This is a genomic window from Nocardioides sp. (genome assembly GCF_016462705.1).
GTDB lineage: Bacteria > Actinomycetota > Actinomycetes > Propionibacteriales > Nocardioidaceae > Nocardioides.
Genome location: NZ_JAEMSS010000006.1, coordinates 39,542 through 51,274 on the forward strand (window position 1 = coordinate 39,542; position 11,733 = coordinate 51,274).

Here is an 11,733-nt window from a genome sequence, read left to right on the forward strand (position 1 = left end):
ACAACCGGGTCTCCGCCCGGCTGGGTGACTTCCCCTGGGACCGGCTGACCGAGCACGCTGCTCGGGCCCGCAGCCACCCGGACGGCATCGTCGACCTCTCCGTCGGCACCCCGGTCGACCCGACCCCCGAGGTCGCCCAGCGCGCCCTGCGTGAGGCCGCGAACGCGCCCGGATACCCGCTCACGGTCGGCCGCGAGGACACCCGCCAGGCCTGCCTGGACTGGCTGGCGGGGCACGGGGTCACCGGGCTCGGCCTGGACCAGGTCCTCCCCGTCATCGGCACCAAGGAGCTGGTCGGCTCGCTCGCCCTGCACCTCGGCGTCGGGCCGGGTGACACCGTCGTCTTCCCGGAGCTCGCCTACCCGACGTACGCCGTGGGCGCGGCGCTCGCGGGGGCTCGGGCGGTCGCGACGGACGGGCTCACCCGGCTCGGACCCCAGACGCCGGCGCTGGTCTGGCTCAACTCGCCGTCCAACCCGACCGGCCGGGTGCTCCCGGTCGAGCACCTGCGCAAGGTCGTGGACTGGTGCCGGGAGCGTGGGGTCGTCCTGGCCTCCGACGAGTGCTACCTCGAGTGCGCATGGGACCCCGAGCAGCGACCGGTGTCGGTGCTGCACCCGGACGTGTGCGGCGGCTCGGCGGAGGGGATCCTCGCGGTCCACTCGCTGTCGAAGCGGTCCAACCTGGCCGGCTACCGCTGCGGGTTCGTCGCCGGGGACGCCGCGCTGGTGGGCGAGCTCCTGGCCGTGCGCAAGAACCTCGGCCTGATGATGCCGACCCCGCAGCAGGTCGCGATGGCAGCGGCCCTGCGGGACGGCGAGCACGCCCGCGCCCAGCACGCGACCTACCTCGCGCGCCGGGAGGTGCTGCACGCGGCGGTGACCGGCGCCGGCTTCCGGGTCGACCACTCGGAGGCCTCGCTCTACCTCTGGGCGACCAGGGACGAGCCGTGCTGGGACACGGTGGCCTGGCTCGCCGACCGCGGGATCCTCGTGGCCCCGGGCGAGTTCTACGGCGCCGCCGGGTCGCAGCACGTGCGGGTGGCGCTCACCGCCTCCGACGAGCGGGTCGCCGCGGCTGCGGAGCGGCTCCGGATCTGAGGCCCGGAGAGGTCAGGCCGACACCGAGACGACCGCGTCGTGTCCGTCCGGAGTGAGGTAGTGGCCGTCGTCGAAGAGGATGACGCCGTTGCACAGCCGGCACCAGCCCTGCTCCGTGTGGTCGGCCACGACGTGGGCGCGGTAGCAGTCGTGGTCCTGAGCGTCAGGACAGGCCGGGTGGTGGCTGCACATGTGGTTTCCCTCCCCAGGGGCCGAGCGATGTCGTCTCCCCTTGATTGGACCCCACTTTGTGGCCGAAATCACGTCCCGCGCCGCAATTTGTTGTCCCAGACGCGAAAATGGTCCGAACGGGCTAGTCCACGTGGCTCACGGGAACACGTCCACGTGCACGTGGTCACGGTGCTCGAGGATCGCCCGGTCGCCCGAGCGGGCGGGCGGGTCGTAGTCGCGCCACCCCTCGTCGGAGCGGTTGGCTGTCCAGATCCGGTCGTCGAAGATGACGGTCCGGACGTCGAGCTGGTCGGCCTGGCTCACGAGGTAGTGCGCGATGGCCCAGCCGCGGACCCGGTTGGTGGGGTTCACCGGACGGACGAAGACGTCGACGGCACGGCCCTCGTAGTGCGCCGACCCCTCCATGTGTCCGGTCGTGACCCCGCCCGGCGCGAATCCGCCGAGTGGCTGGTCGTCGAACAGCTCGGCGACCGCCTGCCGGACCTGCTCGGCGCGGTCGGTCAGCCCCGAGTCGACCAGCTCGTCGCTCGTCCCCTCCGGTTCGCCCCCGATCCGGCAGCTGAACGCCCGCGGGGAGTTGCCGGTCAGCGCGGACGCGAGGGTCCGCGCGTCCTTCTCGTGGTCGGCGTAGGCGGTCGGGAACCCCGAGCGCTGCACCTCCTGGGCGGCGACGGTGATCTCCATCGCCTGGTAGCCGTCCACCCGCATGAGGGCGTCGTAGAACGCGTTGGTGGCGTACGTCGGGTCGAGGATCTGCTCGGGCTCGCCCCACCCCTGCGAGGGTCGCTGCTGGAACAGGCCGAGGGAGTCCCGGTCACCACCGTCCAGGTTGCGCAGACCGGACTCCTGGTACGCCGTGGCGAGCGCGATCGACGCGGCCCGCGCGGGCAGGCCACGGGCGACCGCGATCGCGGTGATGAGGCCGGCGTGCTCGGCCTGGTCGGGGTCCAGGGTCACCGTGTGGCCGTCGACCGTCGCGGTGCACTGGTCCGGGGCGGCGAAGGGGACCAGGTCTCCGTCGCCCAGGAGCACGACGCCACCGGCCACGAGCAGGCCGGCAGCCAGCCCGCCCGCCACCAGCACCGTGCTTCGTCTCACCGCACCAGTGTGCGGAGGGGGTGGTCAGCCGGACGCGCCCTAGTTGGCGTGCAGGGCCTCGTTGAGAGCGACGCCGTCGCTCTGCCACGGGACCGCCTCGACCGTGCCGGTCACCGAGTTGCGCCGGAAGAGGACGTGGTCCGCGCCGGAGAGGGTGACCGCCTTGACCACCGTCGGGGTGCCGTCGGCACCGGTGACCGTGACCTTGGTGCCCGCGGTGACGTAGCAGCCGGCCTCGACCACGCAGTCGTCCCCCAGCGAGATGCCGATCCCGGCGTTGGCGCCGATCAGGCAGCGCCTGCCGACCGAGATGACCTCGCTGCCGCCGCCGGAGAGGGTGCCCATGATCGACGCGCCGCCGCCGACGTCGGAGCCGTCGCCGACGACCACACCTGCCGAGATCCGGCCCTCGACCATGGAGGCGCCGAGCGTGCCGGCGTTGTAGTTCACGAACCCCTCGTGCATCACCGTCGTGCCCTCGGCCAGGTGCGCCCCGAGCCGGACCCGGTCCGCGTCGGCGATCCGCACCCCCGTCGGCAGGACGTAGTCCACCATCCGGGGGAACTTGTCCACGCCGTAGACGGTCACCAGGCGTCCGGCTGCCTGCAGTCGCGCCCGGGTCGACTCGAACCCCTCCACGGCGCACGGCCCGGCGTTGGTCCACACGACGTTGGTGAGCACCCCGAAGATGCCGTCCATCGCGATGGTCCGCGGTGCGACCAGCCGGTGGCTGAGCAGGTGCAGGCGCAGCCAGGCGTCGTCCGTGCTCGCGGGCGGCTGCTGCAGGTCGGGGACCTCGACGGTGCGCACCTCACGGGTCACCCGGCGTACGTCGTCGGTGCCGGCCAGGGCTGTGAGCTCGTCCGGCACGACGGTGCCGTCCGGAGCGCCGAGCGCGGGCGCCGGGAACCAGATGTCCAGCACGGAGCCGCGCTCGTCGAGGGTCGCGATCCCGTGTCCCCAGGCTGCGGTCGGTGCGTCAGTCACGGAGCCTGACTCTACGGCGAGACCCCGGACGGCGGGCAGCGAGGGATGGGCTTCTAGCACAGCGCGCCCGCCTGTGTCCCGGTTTTCGGCGAACCGGTCTTCTGCGCGCGCGCCTCCTGTGGTTGGCTGGCCTCTTCACGAGCCGCGCTGGGGGGCGAGGGCATGGCACAGATCTTTGGTGACGACTGGGCGCACGAGCCTGCCCAGGCCAGCCGATGGGGGCACTCCGGCCCCAGGATCTTCGCGGGGGTCCTCGGCACGATGGCGCTGCTGGCGGTGCTGCCGGTGTCCTACCCACCCGGTGGCAAGACGCTGGTCTCGCTCGCGGTGATCGCACTGATGGTCGTGACCCTGGTCGAGATGCGCAAGCACGACCGCGCGCTGTGCGAGCGCTGTGTCGCCGACTTCCCCCTCAACCCGGCGCTCGAGGCCGAGACCTACCGTCGGCGGCTGGCGACGGCGCACCTGCTGGCCGAGCGCCGGACCGCGACCTGGTACCTCGTGGTGATCCTCGTGGCCTGCCTGCTCCCGCTCGTCGCGCCACCTCCGCTCCGGGCGCCGGCCATGCTGCTCTGGCTCGCGTCCCTGGCCAGCCTGGTCTACCTGATGCAGAGCGGGGTGACCCACCGCCGCCTGCAGCCGTGGTGCCCGCACTGCGGCCCCCAGGGCGGCAGCGACCAGGTCGAGGCTCCGGAGCCCACGCCGCTCGACTCGATGAGCTGAGCCGCGGGACACCGGCTACTGGCCGGTCCTCCCGTCGATGCACTCCCGCAGCAGGTCCGCGTGGCCGCAGTGCCGCGCGTACTCCTCGATCATGTGCACGACCATGTCCCGGATGCTGACGACCTCGGAATCGCGCCCCGGGATCGGGACCTCGCGGCCGTAGTCGGACTCGGGCACGGAGTCGAGCCACTCCTCGGCCTTGGCGATCTCCCGCCGCCAGGTCGCGAACGCGTCGTCCACGCACTCCCGGGTGCCGACGGAGCCGTTGAAGTCGAGGTCACGGTCCTCCTCCGTGCGGTAGAGCCGGTCCTCCCCGGTGGCCTGCGCGACCCGCTGGAACCAGCTGTGCTCGACCGCGGCCATGTGCCGGACCAGGCCGAGCAGGCTCATCGTGCTCGGCGGGACGCTCCGGGTCGCCAGCTGCTCGGGGGTCAGGCCGTCGCACTTCAGGCCGAGCGTCAGCCGGTAGTTGCGCAGGTACTCGACGTACGTCTCCTTCTCGCCCTGCGGGTTGTCGTAGGTGCGGGGGTCCTGGCCGTCCTCGGTCCACATGTCACTCATTCCTCGAGCCAACCGGGGCGCTGTGGACGTGGCAAGCGAGTTGTCGGCCAGCGGGCAGAACCTGGCGTGGCCTTCGACCCGGGTCCACACTGGAGGGAGCGTCGATGTGTCACGTCATCCCGAGGAGGACGGCCCAGTGGTGGTCCGGCACGACGACCCGCTCGAGCGGGTGCCGATGTCCTGGGAGCAGTACCTCAAGCTCCCGGAGCGGCCTCGCGCGGAGTGGGTCAACGGCGTCGCGGTCATCATGAACGCGCCGCCGAGCTTCGACCACGGCAGGAGCGCTCTCCGGTTGGGAGCCGTCCTTCTTGATGCGCTCCCGGACTTGCACGTCGTGACCGAGGTTCAGCTACGTATGTCCGAGGACCTCGTGCGCCTGCCGGACCTCATGGTCGTCGACACCGCACCCGCCGACGATTGGGTGTCCGAACCCCCGCTCATGGTGGCCGAGGTTCTGTCGCGGTCGACCAAGTCCGAGGACGTGCTCGTCAAGTCCGCCGAGTACGCCCACTTCGGGATCGGCCACTACTGGATCCTCGACCCGGAGCAACGCACCCTCGAGGTGATGCGTAACGAGGCGAACGGCTGGTTCACGCTCGTCGTGCTGGATGACGAGCACCCAGAGGTGACCGCCGTGGTGGCGGGCCGTCCGGTGTCGGTCGACCTGCGGCAGATCCTGCGCACCTGAAGGGTGCCCACACAACCGACCGGCCAGATGCGGCGTCTCACACACATGGCGCGTGGTGGGCTTCCGACGTTGCTCATGGCGAGCGTGCCGACGTCCGGGAGTGGTCGTCGTCGACAACCACACCTCGGCACCCGTGGCCCGGCTGCGTGCCGGCGTTGGGTTCCCGCGCGGGTGGCTGGACGACGACTCGTTGTTCTTCTACGACGAGACCCGCGGCCTCCTCGTCTGGGACGTCACCAGCGGCGCGGTCGGGACGCTCACCCGGGTGCGCCCGGGCACCCGGCCCGACAGCTACTGGACCGCCAGCGTCGCCGTCGACCTGATGCGCTGACGGCAATTCGATTCGGCACGGAGGTGGCGCCACCCGTACGCTGGTGGCACAGGCGCTCGAGCCGTCATCAGCGGCGAGCCTCCGGAAGAACGCCCCAGCAGCACCGGGGTCACTAGAACCGGACGGGTAGGCCCGTCACAGCCGTGAACGAAGCGGTCCCGCTCCGGCGGGGCAAGCGAGGTGGTACCGCGGCAGCCCTGTCGTCCTCGTGTCACACGAGACGACGACAGAGAGACACCGATGAGCTACCCCAAGTCCGGCGACGGTCCCGTCCCGTCCAGCCCGCGCTTCCCCGAGCTCGAGGAGCGGGTGCTGGAGTTCTGGGAGAAGGACGGCACCTTCCAGGCGAGCGTCGACCAGCGGGAGGCGGGGGAGCACGGCGCCAACGAGTTCGTCTTCTACGACGGACCGCCGTTCGCCAACGGACTGCCGCACTACGGGCACCTGCTGACCGGCTACGTCAAGGACGTCGTGCCGCGCTACCAGACCATGCGCGGACGCCGGGTCGAGCGCCGGTTCGGCTGGGACACCCATGGGCTGCCGGCCGAGCTCGAGGCGATGCGCCTCAACGGCATCAAGACGACCGACGAGATCCTCGAGCTCGGCATCGAGAAGTTCAACGAGGCCTGCCGCGCCTCGGTGATGAAGTACACCGCCGAGTGGCGCGAGTACGTCACCCGCCAGGCCCGTTGGGTCGACTTCGACAACGACTACCGCACCTACGAGCCCGACTACATGGAGTCGGTCATGTGGGCCTTCAAGCAGCTCTACGACAAGGGCTGGGTCTACGAGGGCTTCCGGGTGCTGCCCTACTGCTGGAACGACGAGACGCCGCTGTCCAACCACGAGCTGCGCATGGACGAGGACGTCTACAAGATGCGCCAGGACCCGGCGGTCACCGTGGGCTTCCGGATCACCTCCGACGGCCCGCTCCGCGACGCCCTGCTGCTGACCTGGACGACCACGCCGTGGACGCTGCCGAGCAACCTCGCGGTCATGGTCGGCACCGAGATCGACTACGTGGCGGTCCAGCACGACGGCCACCGGCTGGTGCTCGCGGAGGCCCGGCTGCCCGCGTACGCCCGGGAGCTGGCCCCCGACGGACAGGGCGAGCCGGAGGTCGTCTGGCGGGGGACGGGTGCCGACCTGCTCGGCCTCACCTACGCGCCGCCGTTCACCTACTACGCCGGTCACGAGAACGCGTTCCGGGTCGTCCCGGCCGACGAGGCCGTCACCACCACCGACGGCACCGGGCTGGTGCACAGCGCCGGCGCGTTCGGTGAGGTCGACAAGGAGGTGACCGACCGTGAGGGCATCGAGGCGGTGATGCCGGTCGGCAAGGACGGACGGTTCACCGACCCGGTCACCGACTACGCAGGCATGCAGGTCTTCGACGCCAACCTGCACATCATCGACGACCTCAAGGCCGCCACCCGGGGGGAGCAGAGCGGCTCGGTCACCCCCGGCACGGTGCTGCTGCGCCGCGAGACCTACGACCACAGCTACCCGCACTGCTGGCGCTGCCGCGAGCCCCTGATCTACAAGGGCGTGTCGTCGTGGTTCGTGCAGGTCACGGCGTTCAAGGAGCGGATGCTCGAGCTCAACCAGCAGATCAACTGGGTGCCCGAGCACAACCGCGACGGCTCCTTCGGCAAGTGGCTGGAGAACGCCCGGGACTGGTCGATCACCCGCAACCGGTTCTGGGGATCGCCCGTCCCGGTGTGGAAGAGCGACGACGACGCCTACCCGCGCATCGACGTCTACGGCTCCTTCGAGGAGATCGAGCGGGACTTCGGCCGGCTGCCACGCAACCGGGCGGGCGAGCCGGACCTGCACCGGCCCTACGTGGACGACCTCACCCGGCCCAACCCCGACGACCCGCGTCCCGAGGGGGAGCGGTCGACGATGCGCCGCGTCACCGACGTCCTCGACGTCTGGTTCGACTCCGGCTCGATGAGCTTCGCCCAGGTGCACGTGCCGTTCCAGAACGAGGAGTGGTTCGAGCACCACTTCCCGGCCGACTTCATCGTCGAGTACTCGGGTCAGAACCGGGGCTGGTTCTACACGCTGCACGTCCTGGCCACCGGGGTCTTCGACCGTCCGGCGTTCCAGAACTGCATCAGCCACGGCTACGTGCTCGGCTCCGACGGCAACAAGATGTCGAAGTCGCTGCGCAACTACCCGGACGTCAGCGAGGTCTTCGACCGAGACGGCGCGGACGCGATGCGCTGGTTCCTGATGGCCTCGCCGATCCTGCGCGGCGGCACCCTGGTCGTCGCCGACCAGGGCATCCGGGACGCGGTGCGGACCGTGATGCTCCCGCTGTGGAACAGCTGGTACTTCTTCCAGCTCTACGCCAACGCCGCGGGCAAGGAGGGGTCCCCGTCGACGGCGTCGACGGACCCGCTCGACCGCTACCTGCTGGCCAAGTGCCGCCAGTACGTCGAGCGGGTGACCGCACAGATGGACGACTACGCGATCGCGGACGCCTGCGACTCCACGCGGGACTTCGTCGACGTGCTGAGCAACTGGTACATCCGGCGCTCGCGCGACCGGTTCTGGGAGGGCGACCAGCAGGCCCTCGACACCCTCTACACGGTGCTCGAGACCGTCTGCCGGGTCACCGCGCCGCTGCTGCCGCTGACGACCGAGGAGGTCTGGCGGGGGCTGACCGGAGGGAGGTCCGTGCACCTCACCGACTGGCCGTCGGCCGAGGAGCTGCCGGCCGACGCCACCCTGGTCGCCGCCATGGACCAGGTCCAGGACGTCTGCTCGGCCACCTCGGCGCTGCGCAAGGCCGGCGGCCTGCGCAACCGCCTGCCGCTGGGCTCGCTCACGGTCGTCGTCGACGACCCGGACTCGCTCCGGGCCTTCACCGGGATCGTCGCGGACGAGGTCAACGTCAAGGCGGTGCGCCTGCTGGCGGCCGACTCGGCCGACGCGGCGGCGTACGGCGTCTCGCAGCGGCTCAACGTCAACGCGCGCGCGGCCGGCCCGCGCCTGGGCAAGGACGTCCAGCACGCCATCAAGGGCTCCAAGTCCGGTGACTGGTCGGTGGCCGACGACGGCACCGTCATCGCGGGCGGGTTCGCCCTCGAGGAGGGCGAGTACACCCTCGAGACCGTCGTGGGCTCCGAGGACGCGGGCATCGCGACCGGCATGCTGCCCGGCGGTGGCTTCGTGGTGCTCGACACCGAGGTCACCCCGGAGCTCGCCGAGGAGGGCCTGGCCCGCGACCTGGTCCGGTCCGTCCAGCAGGCCCGCCGGGACGCGGGCCTGGAGGTCTCCGACCGGATCGCGCTGACCATCGCCGGCTCGGACGCCGTGCAGGCGGCCGCGCGCACGCACGAGCCGCTCATCACCTCCGAGACCCTGGCGACGTCGTACGACGTGCGGCCGGGCCCCGACGGCGAGCCCCAGGTGACGGTCACGAAGGCGTAGCGCTCCCCGGGCGGCTACCAGGGCACCGTGCCCTGGGCGTCGACGAACGTCCCCGAAGGGGCGTCCGCGGGAAGCGTGGCGGCGCGGTGGACCACCTCCGCAGCCTGCTCGGCGGTCAGTGGCGCCTGCTCCCGGCTGGTCGGCGTCAGGTCCGTCTGGACGAACCCCGGGCACACCGAGGTGACCTTGAGCGACGTGCCGGTGAGCGACTTGGCGAGCGCGATCGTCACGTTGTTCAGCGCGGCCTTGGACGACTGGTACGCCGGGACGACCGTGCCGTAGTAGGGCGATCCCGGGTCGGTCTGGTCGGTCAGCGACCCCATCGTCGAGGTGACGTTGACGATCCGGCCGGCGCGGCTGGTGCGGAGCAGCGGCAGGAAGGCCTCGAGCACGGCGACGGCGCCGAAGAGGTTGGTGTCGAACGTCTGCCGGAACATGCCGACGTCGACGACCTCGGCCGGGTCGGGGTGGGTGGCCTCCGGGAGCACGCCTGCGTTGTTGACCAGGACGTCGAGGTGCCCGAACCTGGCCGCGACGTGGTCGGCGGCCGCTCTCACGCTGGCGTCGTCGGTGACGTCCAACCGCAGCGCCGAGGCTGAGCGGCCCTCCCGGTTGATCCGGTCGGCAGCCTCCCGGACCTGGGTCACGTCGCGGGCGGCCAGGATCACGTGGCCGCAGTCCCGGGCGAGCCGGTGGGCGGTGGCCCGCCCGATCCCGCGGCTGGCCCCGGTCACCAGGGCGACCCTCGTGGTTGTCATCGTCGTGTCGGTGTTCTCTGCGCTCACGGAGACAGTCCATCCCGCCGAAGGCCCCGGCGCTGGCGGGAATCGGGCCCAGGTCTCCGGCGGGAAACGGACATCGGACTGGCGGTCGCTCAGCGCGACAGGTTGCGGTACGCGCGGGCCGACAACGGCAGGAACACCGCGGTCAGGACGAGCGGCCAGACGAAGGCCACCAGCACGGCGTGCTCGGCGAGGACGCCGGCGGTGATGCCGGTGGGGTTGCCGAACAGCTCGCGAGCGGCGGCCGCGGTGGCGGACACCGGGTTCCACTGCGCGAGGAAGCCCAGCCAGTCCGGCATCGTCTCGGGCGCGACGAACAGGTTGGACAGGAAGCCGAGCGGCCAGACCAGGACCTGGACCGCCACCTGGCCACCCTCGCCCCGGAGCACGACGCCCAGGAAGATCCCGATCCAGAGCACCGCGAACCTCAGCCACAGCAGCAGAGCGACGGCGAGCAGGGCGCGGCCCACGCCCTGGTCGACCCGCCAACCCACGAGCAGACCGCCGACCACGAGGACCGCGAGCTGCGCCGCCGAGTTGGTGAGGTCCGCACCCGCCCGGCCCAATGGCACCGCCACACCGCTGATCGGCATCGACCGGAAGCGGTCGGTGATGCCGCGCTTGGCGTCCTCCGCGACCGCGGCCATCGTCGTCTCGACGCCGAACATCATGGAGAGCGCGAACATGCCGGGCAGCAGGTAGGGCAGGTAGTCGCCGCCACCGGGCAGGTCGATCGCGCCGCCGAAGAGGTAGCCGAAGACGAGCAGCAGCATCAGGGAGAACGCGATCCCGAAGATCGGCGTCCACGGCTCGCGGACCCAGTGCTTCAGGTCGCGCAGGGTCACGATCCAGCCCTGGCGCAGGGTGGCGATCATCGGTGGGCTCCTTCGGTCAGGTGCAGGAAGACCTCGTCGAGGGTGGGCCGGCGCAGCAGCACGTCGTCGACCGCGATCCCGGCGGAGTCGATGGTGCGGACGACGCCGAGCAGGGCGGCGGTGCCACCCGCCTGGCCGGCCTCGACGGACACCGCCCGGGTCTCCGCGTCCACCGAGCCGTGCAGCAGCGCCGCGAGCGCCCCCGGGTCGACGTCCGCGCCCGGCGTCACGATCACCCGGTCGCCGCCCAGGCGGCTCTTGAGCTCCGCCGACGTCCCCTCGGCGATGACCCGGCCCGCCCCCATCACGGTGATCCGGTCGGCCAGCTGGTCGGCCTCGTCGAGGTACTGGGTCGTCATCAGCACCGTGGTGCCGAGGCCGACGGCCTGCCGGACCGCCTGCCACACCTCGGCTCGTCCTCGCGGGTCGAGTCCGGTTGTCGGCTCGTCCAGGAACAGCAGCCGGGGCCGGAGGATCAGGCTGGCGGCGATGTCGAGGCGGCGCCGCATGCCACCGGAGTAGGTCGACACCTTGCGGTCGCGGGCGTCGGCCAGGGCGAACGTCGCCAGGAGCTCGTCGCCGCGGGCGGCTGCCTCGGCCTTCGACAGCCCGTGCAGCCGACCGAGGAGGACGAGGTTCTCGTGGCCGTGCAGCACCTCGTCGAGGGCGGTGGCCTGGCCGACCAGGCCGATCGCGCGGAGCACGGCCGTCGCCTCCCGGCGTACGTCGTGGCCGGCGACCCGGACCTCGCCCCGCTCGCAGCGGGTGAGCGTCGCGAAGGTGCGGACGGCGGTCGTCTTGCCGGCGCCGTTGGGGCCGAGGAGGGCGTGGATGGTCCCGGGTGCGACCTCGAGGTCGAACCCGTCGAGGGCGTGCACGTCGCCGTAGGTCTTGTGCAGGGCCCGGGCGAGCAGGGCGGGTGATGCGGACGTCATCTGACTCCAATCGCGTACGA

Annotated in this window: 12 protein-coding genes; 5 read left to right on the forward strand and 7 right to left on the reverse strand. The window is 71.6% G+C overall.

The annotated features are described in order from the left end of the window. Positions 1 to 20: 20 nt before the first annotated feature. Positions 21 to 1,100, forward strand: a complete 1,080-nt coding sequence (gene dapC / locus JHD21_RS01570; RefSeq protein WP_365695328.1) for a succinyldiaminopimelate transaminase — start codon at positions 21 to 23, stop codon at positions 1,098 to 1,100. 12 nt (positions 1,101 to 1,112) lie between these two features. On the opposite strand, the gene JHD21_RS01575 is transcribed toward dapC, so the two are convergent. The 3 genes from JHD21_RS01575 to dapD all read right to left on the reverse strand — a co-directional run bounded on the left by JHD21_RS01575 (position 1,113) and on the right by dapD (position 3,377). Beyond that, positions 1,113 to 1,292 (reverse strand): DUF5999 family protein, encoded by a 180-nt coding sequence (locus JHD21_RS01575; RefSeq protein WP_292671100.1) that lies wholly within the window; start codon positions 1,290 to 1,292, stop codon positions 1,113 to 1,115. 135 nt (positions 1,293 to 1,427) lie between these two features. Continuing rightward, positions 1,428 to 2,390 (reverse strand): hypothetical protein, encoded by a 963-nt coding sequence (locus JHD21_RS01580; protein WP_292671102.1) that lies wholly within the window; start codon positions 2,388 to 2,390, stop codon positions 1,428 to 1,430. Between the two features lie 39 nt (positions 2,391 to 2,429). After that, the gene (dapD, locus tag JHD21_RS01585; protein ID WP_292671104.1) at positions 2,430 to 3,377 is read right to left on the reverse strand and encodes a 2,3,4,5-tetrahydropyridine-2,6-dicarboxylate N-succinyltransferase; all 948 of its coding nucleotides are present in this window, start codon (positions 3,375 to 3,377) and stop codon (positions 2,430 to 2,432) included. Positions 3,378 to 3,539: 162 nt separating this feature from the next. Here dapD and JHD21_RS01590 point away from each other — a divergent pair, with 162 nt between their 5' ends. Continuing rightward, complete coding sequence (locus tag JHD21_RS01590; protein WP_292671106.1) at positions 3,540 to 4,100, forward strand: hypothetical protein; 561 nt, start codon at positions 3,540 to 3,542, stop codon at positions 4,098 to 4,100. Between the two features lie 15 nt (positions 4,101 to 4,115). On the opposite strand, the gene JHD21_RS01595 is transcribed toward JHD21_RS01590, so the two are convergent. Further along, complete coding sequence (locus tag JHD21_RS01595) at positions 4,116 to 4,661, reverse strand: DinB family protein (RefSeq protein WP_292671108.1); 546 nt, start codon at positions 4,659 to 4,661, stop codon at positions 4,116 to 4,118. A gap of 106 nt (positions 4,662 to 4,767) precedes the next feature. Here JHD21_RS01595 and JHD21_RS01600 point away from each other — a divergent pair, with 106 nt between their 5' ends. The 3 genes from JHD21_RS01600 to ileS all read left to right on the forward strand — a co-directional run bounded on the left by JHD21_RS01600 (position 4,768) and on the right by ileS (position 9,121). Further along, positions 4,768 to 5,349 carry a Uma2 family endonuclease gene (locus tag JHD21_RS01600; protein WP_292671109.1) on the forward strand — a complete coding sequence of 194 codons (582 nt, stop codon included), beginning with the start codon at positions 4,768 to 4,770 and terminating at the stop codon, positions 5,347 to 5,349. A 100-nt stretch (positions 5,350 to 5,449) separates the two neighbouring features. Then, entirely contained in the window at positions 5,450 to 5,680 is a 231-nt protein-coding gene (locus JHD21_RS01605; RefSeq protein ID WP_292671110.1) for a hypothetical protein, read from the forward strand. 240 nt (positions 5,681 to 5,920) lie between these two features. After that, a complete protein-coding gene (ileS, locus tag JHD21_RS01610) occupies positions 5,921 to 9,121 on the forward strand; it encodes an isoleucine--tRNA ligase (protein ID WP_292671112.1) in 3,201 nt (1,066 codons plus the stop codon). Between the two features lie 14 nt (positions 9,122 to 9,135). On the opposite strand, the gene JHD21_RS01615 is transcribed toward ileS, so the two are convergent. From JHD21_RS01615 to JHD21_RS01625, 3 genes are all read right to left on the reverse strand, one after another. Continuing rightward, on the reverse strand, positions 9,136 to 9,906 hold the full coding sequence (locus JHD21_RS01615) for an SDR family oxidoreductase (protein WP_292671113.1): 771 nt from the start codon (positions 9,904 to 9,906) through the stop codon (positions 9,136 to 9,138). A gap of 89 nt (positions 9,907 to 9,995) precedes the next feature. Further along, positions 9,996 to 10,778 carry an ABC transporter permease gene (locus JHD21_RS01620; protein ID WP_292671114.1) on the reverse strand — a complete coding sequence of 261 codons (783 nt, stop codon included), beginning with the start codon at positions 10,776 to 10,778 and terminating at the stop codon, positions 9,996 to 9,998. Beyond that, a partial coding sequence (locus tag JHD21_RS01625; RefSeq protein WP_365695326.1) for an ATP-binding cassette domain-containing protein occupies positions 10,775 to 11,733 on the reverse strand: 959 nt, incomplete at its 5' end. The genes JHD21_RS01625 and JHD21_RS01620, both read right to left, overlap by 4 nt.

Bases quoted from the DNA above. Each gene is read 5' to 3' on its own strand.
- JHD21_RS01575 (WP_292671100.1), bottom strand. From the start codon at position 1,292: ATGTGCAGCCACCACCCGGCCTGTCCTGACGCTCAGGACCACGACTGC.
- JHD21_RS01590 (WP_292671106.1), top strand. From the start codon at position 3,540: ATGGCACAGATCTTTGGTGACGACTGGGCGCACGAGCCTGCCCAGGCC.
- JHD21_RS01595 (WP_292671108.1), bottom strand. From the start codon at position 4,661: ATGAGTGACATGTGGACCGAGGACGGCCAGGACCCCCGCACCTACGAC.
- ileS (WP_292671112.1), top strand. From the start codon at position 5,921: ATGAGCTACCCCAAGTCCGGCGACGGTCCCGTCCCGTCCAGCCCGCGC.
- JHD21_RS01620 (WP_292671114.1), bottom strand. From the start codon at position 10,778: ATGATCGCCACCCTGCGCCAGGGCTGGATCGTGACCCTGCGCGACCTG.